Annotated in this window: 22 protein-coding genes; 13 read left to right on the forward strand and 9 right to left on the reverse strand. The window is 60.3% G+C overall.

Going from position 1 to position 21,854, the window contains the following annotated elements; translation table 11 throughout:
• Positions 1-215 precede the first annotated feature (215 nt).
• From kdpC to M5G26_RS03425, 3 genes are all read left to right on the forward strand, one after another.
• A complete protein-coding gene (kdpC, locus tag M5G26_RS03415) occupies positions 216-761 on the forward strand; it encodes a potassium-transporting ATPase subunit KdpC (protein WP_007908524.1) in 546 nt (181 codons plus the stop codon).
• A gap of 138 nt (positions 762-899) precedes the next feature.
• Positions 900-3,551, forward strand: a complete 2,652-nt coding sequence (locus M5G26_RS03420; RefSeq protein ID WP_273914451.1) for a sensor histidine kinase — start codon at positions 900-902, stop codon at positions 3,549-3,551.
• A 48-nt stretch (positions 3,552-3,599) separates the two neighbouring features.
• The gene (locus tag M5G26_RS03425; RefSeq protein ID WP_134176341.1) at positions 3,600-4,295 is read left to right on the forward strand and encodes a response regulator; all 696 of its coding nucleotides are present in this window, start codon (positions 3,600-3,602) and stop codon (positions 4,293-4,295) included.
• An 83-nt stretch (positions 4,296-4,378) separates the two neighbouring features.
• On the opposite strand, the gene M5G26_RS03430 is transcribed toward M5G26_RS03425, so the two are convergent.
• Positions 4,379-5,419 (reverse strand): patatin-like phospholipase family protein, encoded by a 1,041-nt coding sequence (locus M5G26_RS03430; protein WP_134176340.1) that lies wholly within the window; start codon positions 5,417-5,419, stop codon positions 4,379-4,381.
• Between the two features lie 216 nt (positions 5,420-5,635).
• On the opposite strand from M5G26_RS03430, the gene M5G26_RS03435 reads away from it, so the two are divergent.
• From M5G26_RS03435 to M5G26_RS03445, 3 genes are all read left to right on the forward strand, one after another.
• On the forward strand, positions 5,636-5,914 hold the full coding sequence (locus M5G26_RS03435) for a hypothetical protein (RefSeq protein ID WP_007908543.1): 279 nt from the start codon (positions 5,636-5,638) through the stop codon (positions 5,912-5,914).
• Between the two features lie 79 nt (positions 5,915-5,993).
• Entirely contained in the window at positions 5,994-6,758 is a 765-nt protein-coding gene (locus M5G26_RS03440) for a CHAD domain-containing protein (protein ID WP_273914452.1), read from the forward strand.
• A 234-nt stretch (positions 6,759-6,992) separates the two neighbouring features.
• Positions 6,993-7,787: an acyl-CoA thioesterase gene (locus M5G26_RS03445; protein ID WP_273914453.1), complete on the forward strand. Its 795-nt coding sequence runs from the start codon at positions 6,993-6,995 to the stop codon at positions 7,785-7,787.
• Between the two features lies 1 nt (position 7,788).
• Here M5G26_RS03445 and M5G26_RS03450 read toward each other — a convergent pair whose 3' ends face one another.
• The 3 genes from M5G26_RS03450 to M5G26_RS03460 form a co-directional block, all read right to left on the reverse strand.
• Positions 7,789-8,154: a terminase gene (locus M5G26_RS03450; protein ID WP_034155260.1), complete on the reverse strand. Its 366-nt coding sequence runs from the start codon at positions 8,152-8,154 to the stop codon at positions 7,789-7,791.
• Positions 8,155-8,341: 187 nt separating this feature from the next.
• Positions 8,342-9,823, reverse strand: a complete 1,482-nt coding sequence (locus tag M5G26_RS03455; protein ID WP_273914454.1) for a methyl-accepting chemotaxis protein — start codon at positions 9,821-9,823, stop codon at positions 8,342-8,344.
• A 175-nt stretch (positions 9,824-9,998) separates the two neighbouring features.
• Entirely contained in the window at positions 9,999-10,805 is an 807-nt protein-coding gene (locus M5G26_RS03460) for a TatD family hydrolase (RefSeq protein ID WP_273914455.1), read from the reverse strand.
• 236 nt (positions 10,806-11,041) lie between these two features.
• Between M5G26_RS03460 and M5G26_RS03465 the strand changes: the two genes are divergently transcribed.
• From M5G26_RS03465 to M5G26_RS03475, 3 genes are all read left to right on the forward strand, one after another.
• A complete protein-coding gene (locus tag M5G26_RS03465) occupies positions 11,042-12,463 on the forward strand; it encodes a transglycosylase SLT domain-containing protein (protein WP_150694185.1) in 1,422 nt (473 codons plus the stop codon).
• 112 nt (positions 12,464-12,575) lie between these two features.
• Positions 12,576-13,010, forward strand: a complete 435-nt coding sequence (locus M5G26_RS03470) for a DoxX family protein (protein WP_007908568.1) — start codon at positions 12,576-12,578, stop codon at positions 13,008-13,010.
• A 248-nt stretch (positions 13,011-13,258) separates the two neighbouring features.
• A complete protein-coding gene (locus tag M5G26_RS03475; RefSeq protein WP_016985510.1) occupies positions 13,259-13,567 on the forward strand; it encodes a hypothetical protein in 309 nt (102 codons plus the stop codon).
• A gap of 6 nt (positions 13,568-13,573) precedes the next feature.
• Here the strand turns inward: M5G26_RS03475 and greB are convergent, their stop codons facing one another.
• Genes greB through M5G26_RS03490 form a run of 3 tightly spaced genes read right to left on the reverse strand, consistent with a single transcriptional unit; the run spans position 13,574 to position 17,293 of the window.
• A complete protein-coding gene (gene greB, locus M5G26_RS03480; protein ID WP_003226818.1) occupies positions 13,574-14,071 on the reverse strand; it encodes a transcription elongation factor GreB in 498 nt (165 codons plus the stop codon).
• A gap of 34 nt (positions 14,072-14,105) precedes the next feature.
• On the reverse strand, positions 14,106-16,610 hold the full coding sequence (locus M5G26_RS03485; RefSeq protein ID WP_273914456.1) for an ABC transporter permease: 2,505 nt from the start codon (positions 16,608-16,610) through the stop codon (positions 14,106-14,108).
• A complete protein-coding gene (locus tag M5G26_RS03490) occupies positions 16,610-17,293 on the reverse strand; it encodes an ABC transporter ATP-binding protein (protein WP_007908572.1) in 684 nt (227 codons plus the stop codon). The genes M5G26_RS03485 and M5G26_RS03490 overlap by 1 nt, the downstream gene beginning before the upstream one ends.
• A 10-nt stretch (positions 17,294-17,303) precedes the next feature.
• On the opposite strand from M5G26_RS03490, the gene M5G26_RS03495 reads away from it, so the two are divergent.
• The 3 genes from M5G26_RS03495 to M5G26_RS03505 all read left to right on the forward strand — a co-directional run bounded on the left by M5G26_RS03495 (position 17,304) and on the right by M5G26_RS03505 (position 19,413).
• Positions 17,304-17,909, forward strand: coding sequence for an arylesterase (locus M5G26_RS03495; RefSeq protein WP_122608515.1), 606 nt, complete (start codon positions 17,304-17,306; stop codon positions 17,907-17,909).
• Between the two features lie 57 nt (positions 17,910-17,966).
• Positions 17,967-18,260, forward strand: coding sequence for a hypothetical protein (locus M5G26_RS03500; protein WP_007908575.1), 294 nt, complete (start codon positions 17,967-17,969; stop codon positions 18,258-18,260).
• Positions 18,261-18,441: 181 nt separating this feature from the next.
• Complete coding sequence (locus M5G26_RS03505; protein ID WP_102900375.1) at positions 18,442-19,413, forward strand: L,D-transpeptidase family protein; 972 nt, start codon at positions 18,442-18,444, stop codon at positions 19,411-19,413.
• 126 nt (positions 19,414-19,539) lie between these two features.
• On the opposite strand, the gene oprI is transcribed toward M5G26_RS03505, so the two are convergent.
• Positions 19,540-19,791: an outer membrane lipoprotei OprI gene (gene oprI / locus M5G26_RS03510; RefSeq protein WP_003199355.1), complete on the reverse strand. Its 252-nt coding sequence runs from the start codon at positions 19,789-19,791 to the stop codon at positions 19,540-19,542.
• Between the two features lie 637 nt (positions 19,792-20,428).
• Here oprI and M5G26_RS03515 point away from each other — a divergent pair.
• Positions 20,429-20,710 (forward strand): GNAT family N-acetyltransferase, encoded by a 282-nt coding sequence (locus M5G26_RS03515; RefSeq protein WP_003226804.1) that lies wholly within the window; start codon positions 20,429-20,431, stop codon positions 20,708-20,710.
• A gap of 60 nt (positions 20,711-20,770) precedes the next feature.
• Here the strand turns inward: M5G26_RS03515 and M5G26_RS03520 are convergent, their stop codons facing one another.
• On the reverse strand, positions 20,771-21,847 hold the full coding sequence (locus M5G26_RS03520) for a 3-deoxy-7-phosphoheptulonate synthase (protein WP_016985505.1): 1,077 nt from the start codon (positions 21,845-21,847) through the stop codon (positions 20,771-20,773).
• Positions 21,848-21,854: the final 7 nt, after the last annotated feature.

The raw sequence follows: 21,854 nt of genomic DNA on the forward strand, positions 1-21,854 counted from the left end.
CCCTTTCCCCTTAGCGACATGGGGGGAGAGGGGACTGACCGAGGTGTTTACGAGAGCTACACCGACCTGAAATACCGAGCCGAACTCAGGTTTTGAAAAGCACAAAGATCGGCTCCCTTTCCCCTCGCCCCCTTGGGGGAGAGGGTTGGGGTGAGGGGGAAAAGATCTCCCTGACACCCCACCAAAGTTTGCCCAACGAATTCGAGGATCTTGAAATGTCCACAATGATACGTCCGGCCCTGAGCCTGCTGGTGCTGATGACCCTGGTCACCGGCGTCGCCTATCCACTGGTGGTAACCGGCGTTGCGCAAGTCGCATTTCCCGCGCAAGCCAACGGCAGCCTGGTGCATGACGCCGATGGCAAAGTCCGTGGTTCGTCGCTGATTGCTCAGGATTTTGTCGGCGATGCGTGGTTCCACCCACGTCCCTCCGCCGGTGCGTTTGCGACGGTTTCCAGCAGCGCGAGCAACCTGGCGCCGAGCAACCCGGCACTGGCAACCCGCGTGATCGACGACGCCAACAAATTGCAGGTTCCCGGCCAAGGCCCGGTGCCGTTGGCCCTGCTGACCACCTCCGGCAGCGGCCTTGATCCGCACTTGCCACCGGCAGCAATTGCCTATCAACTGGCGCGTGTCGCGGCAGCGCGAAATGTGCCGGTATCGACTCTTCAGCAACTGCTCGATGCGCATATCGAACAGCCGCTGGTGGGGCCGCCGGTGGTGAATGTGCTTGAGCTGAATATGGCACTGGAAAAACTGTAGAAATTGATCGTTCCCACGCTCTGCGTGGGAATGCAGCCCGGGACGCTCTGCGTCCCACCAAAGCGGACGCGGAGCGTCCATTGATGCATTCCCACGCAGAGCGTGGGAACGATCAATCAGGAAGAGAGAACATCAAGCATGAGCGACTCCGGCCGCGCCGACGCGCTGTTAGCAGACCTGCCCCGTGATGGCCGTGGGCGGCTCAAGGTTTTTCTCGGCGCCGCCCCCGGTGTCGGCAAGACCTACGCCATGCTTCAGGCTGCGCACACACAGCTGCGCCAAGGCGTGAAAGTTATTGCGGGCGTCGTCGAAACCCACGGCCGCGCTGAAACCGAAGCGCTGCTCGGCGGCCTGCCGCAGCAACCGTTGGTGCGCTCGGAATACCGTGGCGTGATGCTCGAAGAAATGGACCTCGACGGCATTCTCGCGGCCAAGCCGAAGTTGGTACTGGTCGATGAACTGGCCCACAGCAACGCCCCCGGCAGCCGCCACGCGAAACGCTGGCAAGACATTCAGGAACTGCTCGCCGCCGGCATCGACGTGTTCACTACGGTCAACGTCCAGCACCTGGAAAGCCTCAACGATCAGGTGCGCGGCATCACCGGTGTGCAAGTGCGCGAAACCCTGCCGGACTGGGTGCTGCAAGAAGCTTACGAACTGCTGTTGATCGACCTGCCGCCGCGCGAATTGCTCGAGCGTCTGCGTGAAGGCAAGGTCTACGTGCCGGAGCAGGCGCGCGCGGCGATCGATGCGTTTTTCACCCAGACCAACCTCACCGCATTGCGCGAACTGGCGATGCAAACCGCCGCTGCGCAGGTCGATGACGATCTCGCCCAAGGCTATCGTCAACTCGGTCAGGCCGCCCCGGCGGTGCGTGGGCGCTTGCTGGTCGGCGTTGATGGTGATGCGCAAGCCGAACGCCTGGTACGTCACGCCAGTCGCGTTGCCCAGCGCCGGCATCTGCCGTGGAGTCTGGTGCATGTCGATAACGGCAGTGTGCGCGACGAGCAATCGCGTCTGCGCCTGCAAAGTGCCCAGCAACTGGCCGAACGTCTTGGCGGTGAAGTGGTTTTACTGCGCGCCGGTGAGGTGGCGAAACCCCTGATTCAGCATGCCGCCGAACGCCGCGCGAGTCTGGTATTAGTCGGTCAATCCCGACCGCGGCTGCGCCGTCGTCTGTTCGGCGGCGGTCTCGCGGCGCGCCTTCTGCGTCAGGCCCACGGACTGGAAATAAACGTCCTCGACAGCGACCATGAACAGCATCAACCGCGCCCGCGCAACGCGCTGACATTGGTGTGGTTCGACTATGCGCTGGCGCTGGTCGCCACGGTGTTGGCCAGTGCTTTGGCGTGGGCGGTGTCGAGTGTGTTGCCGTTGCCGAACATCTCGCTGGTGTTCCTCGCGGCGGTGTTGCTGGTCGCGGTGCGCAGCAGTCTCGGCCCGGCGCTGGCCTGTGCTGCGCTGTCGTTTCTGACCTATGACTTTCTGTTCATTCCACCAAATTTTTCCTTCAGCATTCAGCGCGAAGAAGACGTGTTGACCCTGCTGTTTTTCCTGCTGATGGCGGCACTGACCGGCAATCTCGCGGCGCGTCAGCGGCGTCAATTGCAGGCCCTGCGCGACACCCAGGAGGAGACCAGCGAACTGCTCGATCTGTCGCGCAAACTCACCGCCGCGACCGATCGCCAAGCCGTGGTCAGCGCCGCTGCGCAACACCTCAACGGCTGGAGCGATCTGCAACTGTGCCTGCTCAATCGCGACGGCCAGGGCGGCTGGAAAGTCGAGACCGGCGGGCCGCTGGAGTTTACCGAGTCCGAACGCGCCGCCGCCGACTGGGCCTGGCAACACGACCAACCGGCGGGCATGGGCACCGGCACGTTGCCGTTCGGACGCTGGTGGTGGTGGCCGCTGTCGGTCGAGGACGGGCCGCTGGCGCTGCTCGGTGTCTGCGCCAAAGAAGGCCAGACCTTGAGTGGCCAGCGTCGCCGCTTGCTCACCGCATTGAGTCAGCCGCTCGCCCAAGCGTTGGCGCGCGCGCAGTTGGCGGATGATCTGGAAGCCGCCCGGCTGCACGGTGAGACCGAACAATTGCGCAGTGCCTTGCTGGCCTCCGTGTCCCATGACTTGCGCACGCCGCTGACCGCCATGCGCGGCAGCATCGACAGCCTGTTGGCCCTCGGCGAGGCGATACCGCTGGAGGACCGTCGCGAGTTGCTCGAAGGCACCCGCGATGAAGCCGAACGCCTCGACCGCTACATCCAGAATCTGCTCGACATGACCCGCCTCGGCCACGGTGCGTTGAAACTTGCGCGAGACTGGGTGTCGCCGGCCGACATCGTCGGCAGTTCGCTCAATCGTCTGCGCGCAGTGCTGGCGCCGTTGCAGGTCAGCACCGATGTGCCAAGTGAACTGCCGCTGCTGTTTGTCCACGCCGCGTTGATCGAACAGGCGCTGGTCAATGTGCTGGAAAACGCTGCACGTTTTTCGCCACCTCACGGTCGTCTGCAACTGAATGCGGGAGCGAATGACCAGGAAATTTTCTTCTCGGTCAGCGACGAGGGGCCGGGGATTCCCGAGGACGAGCGGGCGAAGATTTTCGACATGTTCTACACCGCTGCCCGGGGTGATCGCGGCGGCCAGGGCACCGGCCTGGGCCTGGCGATCTGTCAGGGCATGGTCGGTGCGCACGGCGGTCGCATCAGTGTCGCCGACGGCATCGACGGACGCGGAACCTGCATCACTTTGCACTTGCCGTTGCAGACGCAACCGGGGATGGACGATGAAGGCTGAAGCCGACTGCGCTACTCTCTTGCCAATCATTTGTGTTGATGTGAATTCATGAGCCAGACCGCGACCATTTTGGTCATCGACGACGAACCGCAGATCCGTAAATTCCTGCGCATCAGCCTCGCTTCCCAAGGCTACAAAGTGCTCGAGGCCGGCACCGGAGCCGAGGGTCTGGCGCAAGCGGCGCTGAACAAACCGGACTTGCTGGTGCTCGATTTAGGCCTGCCGGACATGGACGGCCAGCAAGTGCTGCGCGAGTTTCGTGAATGGGCCACGGCGCCGGTGCTGGTGCTCTCGGTGCGCGCCAGCGAAGGGCAGAAAGTCCAGGCGCTGGATGGCGGCGCCAATGACTATGTGACCAAGCCCTTTGGCATTCAGGAATTTCTTGCCCGGGTCCGCGCCTTGTTGCGTCAGGCGCCGGCGGGGGAGGCGCAGCAGGCGGCGTTGAGTTTCGGCCCGCTGACCGTGGATCTGGCCTATCGGCGGGTGTTGCTCGACGGTGTCGAAGTGGCGCTGACCCGCAAGGAATATGCGGTGCTGGCGCAACTGGCGCGGCATCCGGGGCGAGTGATTACCCAGCAACAATTGCTCAAGGATATCTGGGGGCCAACCCACACCGAGGACAGCCATTATCTGCGGATTGTGGTGGGGCATTTGCGCCAGAAACTCGCGGATGATCCGACGCGGCCGCGGTTTATTGTCACTGAGGCCGGGGTTGGCTATCGGCTGTTGGAATCTGCGGGATAGCTAAAAGATCGCAGCCTTCGGCAGCTCCTACATTGGAATGCGTTCCCCTGTAGGAGCTGCCGAAGGCTGCGATCTTTTGATCTTTATTGCTGCTGCTCACTGTCATACCGATCCAGCGTATCCCGCGCAATCTCGCGCCCCAACGCGATCAGCTCCGGCGCTTTGTAAAACTCGAAAAACCGGCACACCCGCTTCGGCACGTTGATCAGGATATCCGGCGGATAGCCGGCGATCTTGTACTGTGCCAGCGAGGTCTGCATTACCTCGAAACTCTGGTTGATCAAATCCAGCAACGATGCCGGCCCGACGTTATCGATGATGAACGAGCCGGTCGCCGATTTCGGCGCGCCTTCACGCTCGGGTGCGGCGGCGGGTTGCTGGCTCTCCGGTTCGGCGCCTTCAAGCCATGGATTGATATCCGCCGCCTCGGCGCGCAGCGCTTCCTGCTCAAGCCGTAACAGTTGCTCGGCCTGTGTTCGGCGGAACGGCATCTTCGACCCCAGCGAACTGATCAGGCTGTCGAAGCGCGAGCGGAACGCGGCCGGGCGCTGGATCACCGGCAATTTGTAGTGACGCTGGTTGGTCGAGTTGAGATTGACTGCAATGATCAGGTCACAGTGACTCGACACCACCGGCACGATCGGCAACGGGTTGAGAATGCCGCCATCGACCAGCATGCGATTGCCCTGCATCACCGGGGTGAACAGGCTGGGAATCGCCGCCGAGGCGCGCATGGCCTGATGCAGGCAGCCTTCCTGAAACCAGATTTCCTGTTGATTGGTGAGGTCGGCGGCGACGGCGGTGTAAGGAATGCGCAAGTCTTCGATGTTGACCTCGCCGACGATCTTGCGGATCTGCCCGAAGACCTTTTCGCCGCGAATCGCACCGAGGCGAAAACTCACGTCGACCAGCCGCAGCACATCCAGATAGTCGAGACTTTCGATCCAGTTTTTGTAAACGTCGAGTTTGCCGGCGGCATAGATCCCGCCGACCACTGCGCCCATCGAGCACCCGGCAATGCAGGCGATTTCGTAACCGCGTTTCTCGATCTCTTCAATGACCCCGATATGGGCATAGCCCCGGGCGCCACCGGAGCCCAGCACCAGTGCGACTCGTTTTTTCATCCAGCGTCCTCCCGACAAGGTTGCACAATGCACCCATCGCCGGGCTGGCTCAATCGCCGAGGTCGTTGAGTGCGCCGGTGACGTCGTTTTTTCGATACTGCATGACCCTTCGGCGCTATCCTTCTCAGTTGCGCGGTTTCACCCGCCGGCAAGGCACTTTTTCGCAGCCTTACCGTCTTACCTGCACGACTGTTGACCTATTTTGAGGTGTGAGTGATGAAAGCCTGGATCTGTGTGCCGTTGATGGCTCTGGCATTGGCCGGTTGCGCCGGTAAAACCGCTTACCGCGATAGCTGCGGCAGCCAGCTCGACGCGGCCTGGCATGAGCTGGATCTGGCCAAGGCTGAAGGCTTTGCCGGCACTGTCAGCTACTCCAAAGCGTTGTCGCTGCTGACCGCCGCCAAGACCCAGCAGCAATTCGAGGGCTTTGAAGGTTGCAGCAAGAAGGCCGAGAAGGCGCGTTTCTACATTCGCGAATCCCGCGCTGGCCGCTAAGCTGCTGACGTGAGGCAAGGAGGCTGCGTTCGCTGGGCAGCAGAATGTTCGTCAGAGCCATTTGAATCAGGAGCAAGTGATGTCTGCGTTGGTTGACCGGTTGGTGGCTCATGTCCTGAGTCTGGAGGTGCGGCTGTTAGCCTGTCAGGCGCGATTGACGGCACGTACCGACCCCGAGGCGCTGCACGATCTGCGCACTACGGTGCGGCGCTTGCGCAGCCTGTTGCGGCCATTGCGTGGCTTGCCCGGAGTCGAGCAACTGGAAGACGCCGCTTCGGCAGTCGGCCAATTGACCACGCCATGGCGCGATCGCGAAGTGTTGGCGGCGTACTTGCTTCAGCATGATCAGCCTGAAGCCGCGCAGCGGCGCATGGCGCAGATGGCCGAGGCCTATCCGGCGCTGGCGGCGAGTGCCGAGGTGGCTTCGCTGCTGATGATTCTCGACGCTTTCCCGCGATTCCTGCGTGCTTCCCAACGTCAGGGCTTGCTCAAAGGTTTGGACAAGCGCATCGAAAAACGCTTGGGCAAGCAATGGCAGAAACTTGACGAGGCGCTGCACGATCCCGCTCACGACCGTCATCGCTTGCGCTTGCTGATCAAACGCGTGCGCTACGGCATCGAAGCCTATCCCGAACTCGACCGCTTGCCCGAGGCGGCGCTGGCGCGGTTGAAGTCGGCCCAAGGCGCGTTGGGCGACTGGCACGATTGCTGGCAGTGGCTGGCGAAGGCTGAGCTTGAGGCGGATCTGCAGCCCTGTGTCGCCACTTGGCAGGCGACCATGATCAAAGCCGAAAGCAAGGCTGATCGCGTGCTGGAAAAACTCAGTTCAGCCTGTTTCAAATAACCTTAGCCCCGCGATATCCCCTGTAGGAGCTGCCGAAGGCTGCGATCTTTTGATCTTGTTGTTAAAAATCAAAATCAAAAGATCGCAGCCTTCGGCAGCTCCTACGGGGTTTTGTGTCTGTATTTGAAATACGCTAAGGCCTTTCTGTCAGCCCATTTGACCGGAATAGACGCTGCGGCGCTGTGCAGGTCTGGTTAAGATCCCTGCAGTCCTTTCTCGTTTTCTGAGGTTGCCATGCGCTTTAGCGATCTGCTCGATGCGGTCCGCCGCCAACCGGAACTGACCATTCCTGCCGAATGGGGCCAGGGCCGTGCCAGTTTCGGTGGCCTGGTTGCCGCGCTGCAATACGAAGCCATGCGTGCGCAAGTGCCGGCGGATCGCCCGGTGCGTTCGCTGGCGATCACCTTTGTCGGCCCTGTCGAACCCGAAGTCCCGGTGCGTTTCGAAGTAGACGTGCTGCGCGAAGGCAAAGCGGTCAGCCAGGTCATGGGCCGGGCGATGCAGAATGGCCAGGTGGTGACCATCGTCCAAGGCAGTTTTGGCGCTTCGCGGCCATCGGAGGTTGCCGTCGAAGCGTATCCGGCGCCGTCAATGAAACACTGTGACGAATGCCAGGAGTTGCCTTATATCAAAGGCGTGACCCCGGAATTCATGCGTCATCTGGCGATGCGCTGGAGTGTCGGTGGGATGCCGTTCACCGGCAATCAATCGCGGCTGATGGGCGGCTGGGTGCGCTTGCGTGGGGATGTCAAAGAAGAGCCGGTCAATGAGGCGCATTTGTTGGCCCTGGTGGACGCATGGCCGCCGGCGCTGTTGCCGTATCTGAAGAAGCCTGCACCCGGCAGCACGCTGACCTGGACCATCGAATTCGTTCAGCCGCTACGCGACTTAAGCACGCTGGACTGGTGCCAATACCTGGCCGACATCGAGTATGCCGCCGATGGCTACGGCCATGTCGCCGCCAAGCTGTGGAGCGCGGAAGGTGAGTTGATTGCGATGAGTCGCCAGACCGTCACGATCTTCGCCTGACTCAGTGCCGACGGTGGCGTTCACGCCAGGCGCGCCACCAGCCGCCACTGAGAAAGAAGCGCGGGAAGGTCAGGAACTGCTCGACCAGTAAACGCGAGACGGCATCTTTACGATCACTGAACGGCTCGGAGGCTTGCGCCTCCAGGCTGTGGCCATGACGCTGCAAACCCAGCGCCGCGATGATGCCAATCACGCCGATGGCCACACTGGCCAGGCTCAGGCTGAACACCCCGGAGACGATCAGCAGAAACGCGACGATGAACAGCGGCACGGCGATCAGGTGCAGCACCAGATTGGTCGGGTGCTGGTGATTACCCGGGTACGCGCGCCATTGCCACGCGGGAAGATTGGGGTGACGTTTGCCCATGTTTTCTACTCCTCGATCCATGTTGAACTCATGGTTGAAGAATAGGCCCGGGCGCGGAGGGCGGCGAATCAAGGTTGGCTATTGGCATCATAGTAATGATGGACAAAAAAGATCGCAGCCTTCGGCAGCTCCTACATTGAAATGCGTACACCTGTAGGAGCTGCCGAAGGCTGCGATCTTTTGATCTTCAGAGTTTCAATTGACCTATGGCCCTGCTCAGTTCCCCAGCCAACGTCGCCAATTCATTACTGGTCGTCGCCGAGTCCACAGTCTGCTGCACGGTGTTCTCGGTCACATCACGAATACTCACCACCGCCCGGTTCATCTCCTCGGCAACCTGGCTTTGTTGCTCCGCCGCCACGGCAATCTGCGTATTGCTTTCACGCATCTGCGCTACCGCTCCCGTGATTTCCGCCAGCGCCGCGCCGGCCTCCTGCGCTTGCTGCACGCAATCGTCGGCCTTGTACGAACTCTCCTGCATGAAATCCACCGCGTCGCGGGTGCCAGCCTGCAACGCCGAGACCATGGTGGTGATCTCGTCGGTCGAGGTCTGCACCCGTTTCGCCAGATTGCGCACCTCATCGGCGACCACCGCAAACCCCCGGCCCATCTCACCGGCGCGCGCCGCTTCGATGGCCGCGTTCAGCGCCAGCAGGTTGGTCTGCTCGGCAATGCTGTGAATCACGCTGACCACGCCGTTGATCTTCTGACTGTCTTCGGCCAGCCGTTGAATCATCTCGGCCGTCTGCTGCACGCCGCTGGATAACCCGGCAATCGAATGCTGCACCCGGGCGACCACTTGCTGACCACTGCCGGCGAGACCATCGGCGGTCTGCGACAGGTCGCGGGTGGCGCCGGCGTGTTGAGCAATGTGATAAACCGTGGCGGTCATTTCATTGATCGCGGTAGCGGCTTGATCGGTTTCGCTCTGCTGGCCGAGCATGCCGTGGCGCACCTCATTCATGCTCGACGCCAGCCGTGCCGCGCCGACATCCAGTTGCCGTGCGGTGTTGGCCACCGTGGTGACGACGCGCTGATAACCGGCCTGCATCGCGTTGAACGCATTAGCCATCTGCCCGACTTCGTCTTTGCCGGCCAGCGGCACTCGGGCCGAGAGATCGCCGCTTTTCTCGACGTGAAGCATTACGTCTTTCAGCGTGTTGAGCTGGCTGAGCAGGAAGCGGATCAACAGTTGCGAGGCACACAGCATGGCGAACATCAGGATGAACACCGCCACCGCGTAATTGGCGAAACGCTCGCTGAACACCTGACTCAGGCTCGGGCCATAAGCAATCACCGCAACCTGCTGGCCATCGGCACGGCTGAACACTTCGGCACCCATCAACGGATTTTCGCCGAACAGCGGCATGTGATTGATGTCGTTCCAGCCGTTGCTTTCAGTGATTTCCAGCAAGGGTTGATCGTTCAGGCGCGGTGCTTCGCCGCGTTTAAAGGTCAGCACTTGATCAGCTTTCGGCAATGGCTGCCCGGCCGGCCAGGCCTTGAGCAATTGCGCCTGAGCTTGCGCCGAGGCCTGTGATGCGTGACTGCGCGCCTGTTGTTCAAGCTGCACGGCGTACAGCACCAGCAACAGGGTAGTGACGAAGGCGACCGCATTGACCGCCCAGAATTTGTATTTCAGCGAGATATTGCTAAGCCAGGCACCCATGGAGGTCTTCTCTGATAGCGGAAACAGTTTTGGCAAGGTGCCAGCATTGTGCCGCTATGCAGAAGGCTCGATTTGATGTGGGTCAAGAGATCAAAAGATCGCAGCCTTCGGCAGATCCTACATTGGGATGGCGTACATCCTGTAGGAGCTGCCGAAGGCTGCGATCTTTTGCGGCTTACGCCAATGCCGGGAGGTTGTAAAACGCGCGGGCGCACGCGGTGGTGTGTGCCGCCAGATCTTCCTCGGTTTCGCCACGATGCAACGCTACTTCGCGCAGTACTTCGGTCAGATAGGCCGGCTCATTGCGGCCGTTTTTCGGTTTTGGTCGCAGGGTGCGCGGCAGCAGATACGGCGCATCGCTCTCCAGCATCAAGCGCCCACGCTTGATCTCTTTCACCAGCGGATGCAAATGCGTGCCACGGCGCTCGTCGCAGATCCAGCCGGTGATACCGATGTGCAGATCCAGATCGAGGTAGCTGAACAGGGCTTTTTGCTCGCCGGTGAAGCAATGAACCACAGCGGCGGGCAGTTGATCGCGGAAGCCTTTGAGGATTTCCAGCAGGCGCTGGCTGGCATCACGCTCATGCAGAAACACCGGCAATTGCAGTTCAACGGCCAAGGCCAAATGCTCTTCGAGGACTTTTTCCTGCTGTGGGCGCGGCGAGAAATCACGGTTGAAATCCAGCCCGCATTCACCCACGGCAACAACGTTTTTCTCGTGCAACAGACTGCGCAAACGACGGGCGCTGTCAGCGTTCCAGTCACTGGCCGAATGCGGGTGAATACCGGCGGTGGCGAACAGCCGCTGGCCACTTTCATCGAGTTGCTGGCACAGCTCTAAAGCTTGTTCGCTGCCCTCGACGCTGGTGCCGGTCAGCACCAGTTGGCAGACTCCGGCGGCATAGGCGCGGTCGAGGACGGCTTGGTGTTTGTCGGCGAAACTGGGGTTGGTCAGGTTGACGCCGATATCGATGAGTTGCATGGTTGCTACCTCGGGCCGAAGGCCGGAAAGCATACCAGAGCTGTAGATTCATAAGAAAAGCCAAGAACTACAACGACTTATAGCTGTCTGTTGATGCCGCGACGCAGACCGGTTTGGTAGAAGTGCCATTACTGTGCCAGTCTCTCGCACGTTGCCAGCGCTCATGGCGCTCTGTTTTCGTCGGTGATTTCGACATTTTAAAGATGAAATCGCCCCGTATTCTTTCCGGAGAGTGGATGGTTCGTCCCTCGGTTTTGCTGCTGTTGTGTGGATCGCTGCTACTGCCGATGACGGCGGTCGCGCGCCTGCCCGGGCCGTTGCAAGCCTTGCCGGCCGCCAAGGTGCGGGACTTGTCCGAGATCCGCAGCAGCCGCGTGTTGCGCGTGCTGGTCAATCAGAGCCGCAACAGTTCCGGCGAAGTTCAGGGCCAAGCCATCGGCGTCGAATACCATCGTCTGCGCGCCTTTGAGCAATACCTCAATGGCCACGCCCGCGACGGTCAGGAAGTCACCCTCAAGATCATTCCCAAAGCCAAGGATCAATTGCTCGGCGCCTTGCAGCGTGGCGAAGGCGATCTGGTGGCGCCGGGCGAATTGCTCGATCTGCAACCGGGCTATGCCGTGGCCAGCAGCGAACCGATTGCCAGCAACGTGCCGCTGGTATTGGTCGGGATCAAGGGCGAGCGGCGCTACAGCAAAGTCGAGCAGCTTTCCGGCAAAACCCTGGCGTTGCCGACCGGCAGTGCGGCGGGGGAGGCGGTCAGTCAGCTCAATCAGAAACTGGCATTGCACAAACTGGCGCCGATCAAGATCGAATGGGTCGATCCGACTCTGGCGGTCGAAGACGTGCTGGAGATGGTTCAGGGTGGAATTTTCCATCTGACCATCGTCGAGCAACCCATCGCCGAGCGCTGGGGCAAGATCCTGTCGAAGCTGCGGTTTGACCGGCAACTGATGGTCAGCGAACCGGGCGAGGAGTACTGGTTCGTGCGCCGCGATGCTTCGATGTTGCGCGCAAGCATTGACCGCTTCCTCGGCGGTTACAAGAAGCCATCCAACGAAGATGCTGCGTTTCTGCGCATCTATCGGCGTCTCTATCAAGTCCACTATCCATTGGCCAAGGCTGATCGCCAGCGCCTGGAAAAACTACGCCCGACCCTGCAAAAGCACGCCCAGGCGCAGAACATGGACTGGCTGAATCTGGCCGCACTGGCGTTCAAGGAGTCACGCCTGCAACCCAATGCCCGCAGCGGCAGTGGCCCGACCGGGCTGATGCAGATCACCCCGTCCGCCGCCCAGCGAGTCGGCGTGAACAATATTCAGAATCTCGATGCGAATGTGCAGGCTGGGGCCAAGTATCTGGCGATGATCCGCCGCAAGTTCTTCAATAGCCCCAAGCTCAACGAGCGCGAACGCATGGCTTTTACCCTGGCGGCCTACAACATCGGCCCCGAGCGCGTGCAGGGCATGCGCGCTGAGGCCCGGCGGCGCGGGTTGAATCCGAACCAGTGGTTCTTCCAGGTCGAGCGCATCGCCATGGAGCAGGTAGGAATGGGGCCGGTCAGCTATGTTAATAGCGTGAACAAGTATTACTTGGCGTTCGACCGGGAGCGGGAGTCGTTGGAGCCCGGGGCGCAAAAAGTCGTCTCACGGAAATGATCTAATAAACTGATTGTTATGGCGGAATATTTGCGCTTTTAACATGAATTTTATTGATTAATATAGCGGCCAACCAACACACATAACTTCTCGCAAAAACAAGGAATGCCCCATGAGCTCTCTGATCAACAAAGTACTGTTCACCCGCGCTGGCTACGGTCTGACCATCCTGCGCATCGCTGTCGGCGTGATCTTCGCGGCTCACGGTTCGCAAAAACTTTTCGGTCTGTTCGGTGGTTATGGTCTGGCAGGCACCGCGCAGTACATGGACAGCATCGGTCTGCACCCGGGCTACCTGATGGCGACGCTGGCCGGCGGTACTGAATTCTTCGCCGGTCTGGCCTTGATCATCGGTCTGCTGGTGCGTCCGGCAGCATTGGGTCTGACCTTCCTGTCGCTGGTGGCAATCTTCACCGTACACATCAGCAACGGTCTGTTTATGGCCAACAACGGTTACGAGTTCGCCCTGGCTCTGCTCGGTGGCAGCCTCGCCGTGCTGATCGAAGGCGCCGGCAAGCTCTCGGTGGACCGCGCCATCGCCGGTTAAGCGCTCTGGCTCAAGGAAAAGGCCCGCATTGTGCGGGCCTTTTTTGTTGCGGCTGATTCTTGACACTGATCGGTCACGTTCTCTAGGATGTTGCCCATGCGCCGATTTAAACAGCTACTTGCGGGGCGCCAGGTGACTTCAACAGTCGCCGTCAGAAGCCGGAACAGGGCTTCGAAATACCGCTAAAGCGCTGGTTCGGTGTTGCCTCTCACCTGCCATGCAGACTTTTGAGGCAGAGACACGACACGATGAATGCACTACGCCCTCCAGCACGTCCCGCGCCGATCACTGCGCATATCACCCAGCGCAACCCGAAAATCCTCCTTGGCGGCAAACATCAGCCGACGCTGTTGCGTTATCTCGATGGCTGGCCACGTCGCAGCGGCGGTCCTGCCGCGTTCCTTATCCAGTTTGTCGAAGACGGCGAGTCGCTGGCGCGCTTTGCCAGTGACAGTTTTGATCTGGCGGTGATTCAGGCGCCGAGCGCTGAGGATGCGCCGGAGATGATCAAGCAACTGGTCCGCGTTGCGCGCCAGGGTTTGATCACTCGCCGCTGACAGGCTTTACGGATAGTCGATGGCGACGATGTAAACGAACTGCTCACCCGTCGGTGTCTGCACCCTGACTTCTGCATCCAGCGCCTTGCCGATCAAGGCGCGGGCGAGTGGCGAGTCGATGCTGATCAGACCCAGTTTCAGATCCAGTTCATCCGGGCCGACGATGCGGTAGCGCGATTGCTTGCCGTCTTCGTCTTCAATGGTCACCCACGCGCCGAAGTAGACCTTGTTCGGGTCACTGGGTTTTTCACTGACGACTTTCAATGCTTCCAGGCGTTTGGTGAGAAAGCGCACGCGACTGTCGATCTCGCGCAGCATCTTCTTGCCGTAGGTGTATTCGGCGTTCTCCGAGCGATCGCCCTGAGCCGCCGCCTCGCTGACCGATTGCGTGACTTGCGGGCGGCGCACATGCCACAACTCATGGAATTCGGCGCGCATCCGCGCTTCACCTTCAGGGGTGATCAGCGCGGTGCCGGCGGTGCGGGGAGGGCGATAACGGCTCATGGCAACTTCTTTTGATTAAGACCGCTTGAGTCTATCAACCCTCGCGCAACACTGTCAGTGGACTTGCGTTGAGCGCCCGGCGCGTACCGAAGACGCCGGCACCACCAATCAGCGCCGCGCCAATCAGCGGCAGCACCAACAACCACGGATGCGGATGCCATGGCAGATCGAACGCGTAGCGATACAGCACCAGACTCACCACTTCCGAACCGATCGCCGCGAGCAAACCGCTGACCGCGCCGAGTAAACCGAACTCGATGCGCCGCGCCTTGATCAGCAACTGCCGTTCCGCACCCAGCGCACGCAACAGCGCGCCTTGGCGAATGCGTTCATCGAGCGTCGCCTGCAAGCCGGAAAACAGCACGGCCATTCCAGCCGCCAAGACAAACAACAATACATATTCCACGGCCAGGGTGACTTGGGCGAGGATGCTGCGCAGTTGTTCCAGCAGCGCTTCGACCTGAAGAATGGTCACAGCGGGGAAGGTTCGCGACAGTTCGACGATCTGCTGATCATGACCCGGAGCCAGATAGAAACTGGTCAAGTAGGTCGCGGGCAGATCCTTCAAAGTGCCAGGCTGGAAGATCATGAAGAAGTTCGGCTGGAAATTGTCCCAGTTGATTTCGCGCAGGCTGGTGACCTTCGCTTCACGATTGACCCCGCCGACACTGAACACCATGTGATCGCCGAGTTTGAGCTTGAGGCTTTCAGCGACTTTGCCTTCCACCGATACGCCGGGAACGCCGTCGGTCGGCTGATCCTTCCACCATTCACCCGAAGTGAGCTTGTTGCCCGCCGGTAAGTCAGCGGCCCAGGTCAGACTCAAATCTCTTTGAACGGCGCGATCGCCCGCCGAATCCTTGCTGACGATTTGCTGCACGGCTTCGCCGTTGATGCTGATCAGGCGCCCCGGTACCACCGGATACAGTGGCGCCGCTTGCGCGGACACTTTGATCAGGTGATCGGTGAAGGCCTGTTTGTCTGCTGGCAGAATGTTCAGGGCAAAATAGTTGGGAGCGTTTTTCGGTAGCTGGTTTTGCCAGGTGTCGAGCAGTTCGCCACGCAGCAGGGCGATCAAGGCCATCGACAGCAGAATCAGGCCGAATGCCAGCGACTGACCAGCCGCTGCCAAGGGATGGCGCAGCAACTGGCCCAGACCCAACCGCCACGGCAGCGAAGCACGGGCGAGCATCCGCCGCAGGCTTTGCAGCAGTAACAACAGCAGACCGCCCAACACCAACGCGGCAACTACACCACCACCGAGCAAGGCGAACGTCAGCAGCAGATCGAGGCTCAGGCGCCACATGATCAGGCCGAGCGCACCCAAGGCTGCGCCGTAAACCATCCAGGTACTCGACGGAATCGGCAGCATGTCGCGGCGCAGTACACGCAACGGCGGCACGCGGCCCAGCGCAGCGAGCGGCGGCAAGGCAAAACCGGCCAGCGCCACCAACCCGGTGCCGATCCCGGCGATGGCTGGAAACAGACCGCCCGGCGGGACGTCGGTTGGCAGCAAGTCATGGAGCAGGGCGAACAAGCCCAACTGCGCGAGCCAGCCGAGCAATGCGCCACTGAGTGCGGCGAGCAGGCCGAGCACGGTCAGCTGCAAACTGAACAGCACCATGGTTTCCCGCCGCGACAATCCGAGGCAACGCAGCAAGGCACTCGCGTCGAAGCGGCGACTGGCGAAACGGTTGGCCGACAACGCCACTGCGACCCCGGCCAACAGCACGGCGACCAGACTGGCCATGTTCAGATAACGCTCGGCTTTGCCCAGTGCACCGCCAATCTGCCGGTTGCCATCACGCGCATCCTGAATCCGCTGGTTCGCGGCGAGCCCGGGTTTGATCAGTTGCCGATAGGTTTCCAGCGCCTGCGGTTCACCGCGCCACAGTTCGCGGTAACTCACACGGCTGCCAGGTTGCACGACGCCGGTGGCGGCGAGGTCGTCGATGTTGATCATGACCCGCGGCGTGAGGCTGTAAAAGTTGCCGGCGCGATCCGGTTCGTAGGTCAGCACGCGGGTCATTTTCAATGTCTTCATGCCGACATCGATGCTGTCGCCGATCTTCAGATCCAGCGCCGTCAGCAAGCGTGCCTCGACCCAAGCTTCGCCGGGTTGCGGTTCACCGCCGGTTTCTTCGGTGGCGAACGGGGCTGGCGCACTCTTCAGTTCGCCGCGTAGCGGATAGGCGCGGTCGACGGCTTTGATGCTCGACAGCTGAATGCCGTTGTCGGTGGCAATGACGCTGGAAAACTCCACCACTTTCGCATGCTTCAGACGCAGCTCGGTGCCACTCCTGATCTGTTCTTCACGGGCTGGAGAGCTGCCTTCGAGAACCAGATCGGCGCCCAGGAATTCGGTGGCGCGCAGCATCATGGCGCCGTTCAGGCGGGCGCCGAAGTAGCCGATGGCGGTACTTGCCGCCACCGCCACGACCAAAGCGAAGAACAACACGCGCAATTCGCCGGCGCGGGCATCGCGCATGAGTTGGCGAATGGCGAGACTGAACAGACGCAACAGCGGCAGACGTGCCATCAAGGCTCCAGAGGGGCGACCAACAGCCCGGCTTCAAGTCGGATCAGACGCCGGCAGCGATGGGCCAGGCGTTCGTCGTGGGTCACCAGCACCAGAGTGGTGCCGCGTTCCTTGTTCAATTCGAAGAGCAAATCGCTGATGCGCTCGCCGGTGTGGCTATCGAGGTTGCCGGTCGGTTCGTCGGCGAACAGCACATCAGGCTCGGCAGCAAAGGCGCGGGCGATTGCCACCCGTTGTTGCTCACCACCGGAGAGTTGACGTGGCGAGTGCGTCAGGCGCTGGCCAAGGCCGACGCGCTGGAGCAACTCCGTCGCCCGTTCACGGGCGTCTTTGCGGCCATCGAGTTCCAGTGGCAGCATGACGTTTTCCAGCGCGTTGAGGCTGTCGAGCAACTGAAACGACTGGAAGACGAAACCGACGTGTTCGGCACGAATGCGCGCGCGCTGGTCTTCATCGAGATTGCTCAGGCCCTGGCCGGCGAGAATGACTTCGCCACTGCTCGGCAGATCGAGACCGGCGAGCAGGCCGAGGAGGGTGGATTTACCGGAACCGGACGCGCCGACGATGGCCAGGCTGTCGCCCTTGTTCAGTTCCAGGCTGAGTTCGTGCAGGATAGTCAGTTCACCTTCCGCGCTGGGAACCACTTTGCTGAGGTTCTTCGCGGTGAGAATGCTTGCGCCCATGGAGAATCCGATGCGTGTGTGGTTTTTGAGTGCTGGCCTGGCCTTGATGTGCATGGCCCAGAACGCAGCGGCGGGTACTGTCCTGATCGTTGGCGATAGTATCAGCGCCGGTTTCGGACTGGATACCCGCTTGGGGTGGGTGTCGTTACTCGAACAACGGCTCAAACAGGAGGGTTTCGACGATAAAGTGGTCAATGCTTCCATTAGCGGCGACACCAGTGCCGGAGGCCAGGCGCGCCTGCCCGCGCTGCTTGCAGAGCATAAACCCGAGCTGGTGATCCTCGAACTGGGTGGCAACGATGGCTTGCGCGGAATGCCGCCAACTCAATTGCAACAAAATCTTGCCTCGATGATCGACAGTTCTCGTCAGAGTGGGGCCAAGGTGCTGCTGCTCGGCATGCAACTGCCGCCCAATTATGGCAAGCGTTACACCGATGCCTTCGCCGAGGTCTACGGCAAGCTTGCCGACGATAAAAACATCCCGCTGGTGCCGTTTTTCCTCGACGGCGTCGGCGGTCATCCGGACCTGATGCAGGCCGATGGTCTGCACCCGGCGGCCGGGGCTCAGGGCAAGTTGCTGGAAAATGTCTGGCCGACGCTAAAACCGCTGTTATGAGGCTTTTCTAAGGGCAGGCTTTCGGCTAATGTGGCGCCCCCTTATTTGGAGCCCCCGATGTCGCGTTCTGCCTGGTCCCTGTTTGCCTACCAACTGATCGAGCCTGACGAGCAGTTGGATCTGTTCGCCTGCCAGGAAGTGCGGGTGCATCTGGTGACGCGGCAACTCGAACTCGGTGGCTCGGCCGATCGCACCCTGTGCGGCAGTCTGCTGCCGGCGCAGCCGCGCTGGTCGAGCGTTGATCGCCGGGTGTTTCAGGATCAGCGTCTGTGCTCGTTGTGCCGGGCGATTCTGGAATCGCAGAAGCGTGGGACTTCGCCGATCTGGCCTGAGCTGCGATTCGAGCTTTAAGGTCAAAAGATCGCAGCCTTCGGCAGCTCCTACAAGGAAGGGCGTACACCTGTAGGAGCTGCCGCAGGCTGCGATCTTTTCAAGGCCTGACGCGGTCCATCGGGCTGTCTCCCCGAATATTCAAAGTGCGGTGTACAATCGCGCTCTTATACCCTTGTTGATCATGCGAAGGATTTTCCGGATGTTGCCGCGCTTTCCTGCCGTCACCCGCTGCCTGTCACTTGCCGCCCTGTGTGTGGCCGGTCCCGTTGCTGCATTGGAGTTTCCCCTGCCACCACCCGGTGAAGACATCATCGGTCAGGTGCAGGTGATCAAAGCCAAGTACGAAGACACCTTCGCCGATCTGGGTACGAAGTACGATCTGGGTTACTCGGAAATGGTCGCGGCCAACCCGGGCGTCGATGCCTGGTTGCCGGGCGCCGGCACCGAAATCGTCTTGCCGACCCGTTTCATTCTGCCGCCGGGCCCGCGTGAAGGCATCGTCATCAACCTTGCCGAATACCGCCTCTACTATTTCCCGAAAGGCCGCAACGTGGTGTACACGTTCCCGCTGGGTATCGGTCGTGAGGGTTGGGGTTCGCCGATCGCACATACTTCGATCACCGCCAAGACGCCAAACCCGACCTGGACGCCTCCTGCGTCGATCAAGGCTGAGCACGCCGCTGATGGCGATCCATTGCCGAACGTAGTGCCGGCCGGCCCTGACAATCCGCTGGGTCCGTTCAAGTTCACGTTGGGAACGCCGGGTTACCTGATTCACGGTTCGAACAAGAAATTCGGTATCGGCATGCGCACCAGTCACGGCTGCTTCCGCATGTTCAACAATAACGTGCTGGAAATGGCCGGCATGGTCCCGGTAGGCACGTCGGTGCGTATCCTCAACGATGCCTACAAGTTCGGCAGCAGCGGCGGCAAGGTTTATCTGGAAGCGCACACGCCAATCGACGACAAGGGCAACCCGTCGGTGGTCGACAAGCACACTGCGGTCATCAACGCGATGCTCAAGCGTGAAGACGTCACCAGCAACCTGCGCGTGAACTGGGATGTGGTGCGTGATGTGGTCGCAGCCGAAGATGGCCTGCCAACGGAAATCGGCACACCGAGTACCTCGGCGCCGATGGTCTCGAGTACACCGATCGACTTGCAGCAATAAGTCTGGGTGCATAACCCGCCGATGCGTGAAGCGTCGGCGGGTTTTTTATTGCCCGGGGAAAAGCATCGGACATAAAAAAGCCGACCCGAAAAATCGGGTCGGCTCGATAACAACCCCGAAGGATTATTACTTGCGGCTAGCTTTGTCCAGCATGCGCAGAGCACGCTCGTTAGCTTCGTCAGCAGTCTGTTGTGCTTTTTGAGCAGCAGCCAGAGCTTCATCAGCTTTACGGTAAGCTTCGTCTGCACGAGCCTGGGAGCGAGCAGCTGCGTCTTCAGTAGCGGTCAGACGTGCTTCGGTTTCTTTCGATGCGCTGCTGCAACCGGTAGCCAGAACTGCGGCCAGAGCCAGAGCAGAGAATTTCAGAACGTTGTTCATCGTGTTCCCCTTCAAGGACTTTCAATTAAGTGGCTGTCTCCTCACGATTGAGGAAATAGCCGGCGTACATACTACCCATTACTTGTAGTAAGTAAACTGACGTAAGGCAAGAAGCAAAAAAAATTGTAGGCGCTGATTCTTTTTCGAGCAACTTTTAACTGCGCTGTATAAAAAATACCCAGCTGCAAGCCCCGCGCAGAGCGAGTTATTGAGAAAAAGTTCCCGTTACTGCCTGCTGTTTTTGCAGTCTTGGATAAGTCTGTCTAGATGAATTCGTCCACACTTTTGTTCCGATTCTGCGTGCTGCTTCGCTTATCTTTGTCCATGTTGAGGTGACTTTAAAAAAGGCTGCACGTCTTAAGTCTCAACATCCGGCAATGTTCAGGTGAACGGCCCGGGAAGATCTTCTCCCAGGCTCACCCTGCGTCCATCGGAGCAACCCCCGCCAACTCGCTTGATGACGAGCGTACCTTGAGCATTTTTGCCAATGGTGCCTACTATTTATCAGGTGCCAGGTTGCGCGAGATCGGTGTGGCTCTTCTCGGTGTCCATCAGGCACGGAGTGGCGTAGATGTTCCTTCGCCGGAAAAACATCGGTAAGGTAGGGGTCAGAATTCAAGACCCGCGAGGAGTAGTGATGAGCGAGGCGTTGTCCATCCACCATGACCAGGCTGGTCATCAGTTCGAGACCAATGTGGACGGTCATCGTGCCTACCTGACTTATATGGATCTGGGGAAACAGACCCTGGATATCTATCGCACGTTTGTGCCCAACGCCCTGCGTGGCCGTGGCATTGCCGCAGCGCTGACCGAAAGCGCGCTGCAGTACGCCGAAGAAATGGGTTACACGGTGATCCCGTCGTGCTCTTACGTCGAGCGCTATATGGAGCGCCATCAGCGCCGCGCCGCCAAGATCTGAACCGAACACACAAAAACGCCGGGCAATGCCCGGCGTTTTTTTATGCCTGTAAAACGCTGATCAGCTGCGCTGGCGTTTCGGCAGAACATCCTTGAGCTTGGCGTGCATGCTGCGCAGGGTGTTCTCGGTGGCGGACCAATCGATGCAGGCATCGGTGATCGACACGCCGTATTGCAGGTCGGCGAGGTCTTTTGGAATTGCCTGGCAACCCCAGTTCAGATGACTCTCGACCATCAGGCCGATGATCGACTGGTTGCCTTCGAGGATCTGGTTGGCGACGTTCTCCATCACCAGCGGTTGCAGGGCCGGGTCCTTGTTGGAGTTGGCGTGGCTGCAGTCGACCATGATGTTCGGCTTGATCTTCGCTTTGTCCAGCGCCTGCTCGCACAGGGCAACGCTGACCGAATCGTAGTTCGGCTTGCCGTTACCACCGCGCAGCACCACGTGACCGTAGGCGTTGCCTTTGGTCGTGACGATCGACACGCCACCTTCCTGGTTGATGCCAAGGAAACGGTGCGGGCTGGAGACCGACTGCAAGGCGTTGATCGCCACAGTCAGGCCGCCGTCGGTGCCGTTCTTGAAGCCGACGGCGGAGGACAGGCCGGAAGCCATTTCCCGGTGAGTCTGCGATTCGGTGGTACGTGCACCGATTGCCGACCAGCTGATCAGGTCCTGCAGATACTGCGGGGAGATCGGGTCGAGGGCTTCGGTCGCGGTTGGCAGGCCTTTTTCGGCCAGATCCAGCAGCAACTGACGACCGATGTGCAGACCGTCCTGGATCTTGAACGAGTCGTCCAGGTACGGATCGTTGATCAGGCCTTTCCAGCCGACGGTGGTGCGTGGCTTCTCGAAATACACGCGCATGACCAGGTACAGGGTGTCGGAAACTTCCGCCGCCAGCACCTTGAGGCGATCGGCGTATTCGTGGGCAGCCTTGATATCGTGGATCGAGCACGGGCCGATCACTACGAACAGACGGTGGTCGGTGCCATCAAGAATGTTGCGAATGACTTCGCGGCCCTTGGTGACGGTGCGCAGGGCAGCGTCGCTCAGAGGGATATCACGCTTGAGCTGATCGGGAGTGATCAGGGTCTCGTTAGAGGCGACGTTTAGGTCGTTGATCGGTAAATCAGCCATCGTTTAC

It is taken from the genome of Pseudomonas sp. TNT2022 ID642 (assembly GCF_028656995.1).
Taxonomy (GTDB): domain Bacteria; phylum Pseudomonadota; class Gammaproteobacteria; order Pseudomonadales; family Pseudomonadaceae; genus Aquipseudomonas.

What these genes read in the sequence shown, in the direction of transcription:
- kdpC (WP_007908524.1), top strand. Translation starts at nt 216, where the DNA reads ATGTCCACAATGATACGTCCGGCCCTGAGCCTGCTGGTGCTGATGACC.
- M5G26_RS03420 (WP_273914451.1), top strand. Translation starts at nt 900, where the DNA reads ATGAGCGACTCCGGCCGCGCCGACGCGCTGTTAGCAGACCTGCCCCGT.
- M5G26_RS03425 (WP_134176341.1), top strand. Translation starts at nt 3,600, where the DNA reads ATGAGCCAGACCGCGACCATTTTGGTCATCGACGACGAACCGCAGATC.
- M5G26_RS03430 (WP_134176340.1), bottom strand. Translation starts at nt 5,419, where the DNA reads ATGAAAAAACGAGTCGCACTGGTGCTGGGCTCCGGTGGCGCCCGGGGC.
- M5G26_RS03435 (WP_007908543.1), top strand. Translation starts at nt 5,636, where the DNA reads ATGAAAGCCTGGATCTGTGTGCCGTTGATGGCTCTGGCATTGGCCGGT.
- M5G26_RS03440 (WP_273914452.1), top strand. Translation starts at nt 5,994, where the DNA reads ATGTCTGCGTTGGTTGACCGGTTGGTGGCTCATGTCCTGAGTCTGGAG.
- M5G26_RS03445 (WP_273914453.1), top strand. Translation starts at nt 6,993, where the DNA reads ATGCGCTTTAGCGATCTGCTCGATGCGGTCCGCCGCCAACCGGAACTG.
- M5G26_RS03450 (WP_034155260.1), bottom strand. Translation starts at nt 8,154, where the DNA reads ATGGGCAAACGTCACCCCAATCTTCCCGCGTGGCAATGGCGCGCGTAC.
- M5G26_RS03455 (WP_273914454.1), bottom strand. Translation starts at nt 9,823, where the DNA reads ATGGGTGCCTGGCTTAGCAATATCTCGCTGAAATACAAATTCTGGGCG.
- M5G26_RS03460 (WP_273914455.1), bottom strand. Translation starts at nt 10,805, where the DNA reads ATGCAACTCATCGATATCGGCGTCAACCTGACCAACCCCAGTTTCGCC.
- M5G26_RS03465 (WP_150694185.1), top strand. Translation starts at nt 11,042, where the DNA reads ATGGTTCGTCCCTCGGTTTTGCTGCTGTTGTGTGGATCGCTGCTACTG.
- M5G26_RS03470 (WP_007908568.1), top strand. Translation starts at nt 12,576, where the DNA reads ATGAGCTCTCTGATCAACAAAGTACTGTTCACCCGCGCTGGCTACGGT.
- M5G26_RS03475 (WP_016985510.1), top strand. Translation starts at nt 13,259, where the DNA reads ATGAATGCACTACGCCCTCCAGCACGTCCCGCGCCGATCACTGCGCAT.
- greB (WP_003226818.1), bottom strand. Translation starts at nt 14,071, where the DNA reads ATGAGCCGTTATCGCCCTCCCCGCACCGCCGGCACCGCGCTGATCACC.
- M5G26_RS03485 (WP_273914456.1), bottom strand. Translation starts at nt 16,610, where the DNA reads ATGGCACGTCTGCCGCTGTTGCGTCTGTTCAGTCTCGCCATTCGCCAA.
- M5G26_RS03490 (WP_007908572.1), bottom strand. Translation starts at nt 17,293, where the DNA reads ATGGGCGCAAGCATTCTCACCGCGAAGAACCTCAGCAAAGTGGTTCCC.
- M5G26_RS03495 (WP_122608515.1), top strand. Translation starts at nt 17,304, where the DNA reads ATGCGTGTGTGGTTTTTGAGTGCTGGCCTGGCCTTGATGTGCATGGCC.
- M5G26_RS03500 (WP_007908575.1), top strand. Translation starts at nt 17,967, where the DNA reads ATGTCGCGTTCTGCCTGGTCCCTGTTTGCCTACCAACTGATCGAGCCT.
- M5G26_RS03505 (WP_102900375.1), top strand. Translation starts at nt 18,442, where the DNA reads ATGTTGCCGCGCTTTCCTGCCGTCACCCGCTGCCTGTCACTTGCCGCC.
- oprI (WP_003199355.1), bottom strand. Translation starts at nt 19,791, where the DNA reads ATGAACAACGTTCTGAAATTCTCTGCTCTGGCTCTGGCCGCAGTTCTG.
- M5G26_RS03515 (WP_003226804.1), top strand. Translation starts at nt 20,429, where the DNA reads ATGAGCGAGGCGTTGTCCATCCACCATGACCAGGCTGGTCATCAGTTC.
- M5G26_RS03520 (WP_016985505.1), bottom strand. Translation starts at nt 21,847, where the DNA reads ATGGCTGATTTACCGATCAACGACCTAAACGTCGCCTCTAACGAGACC.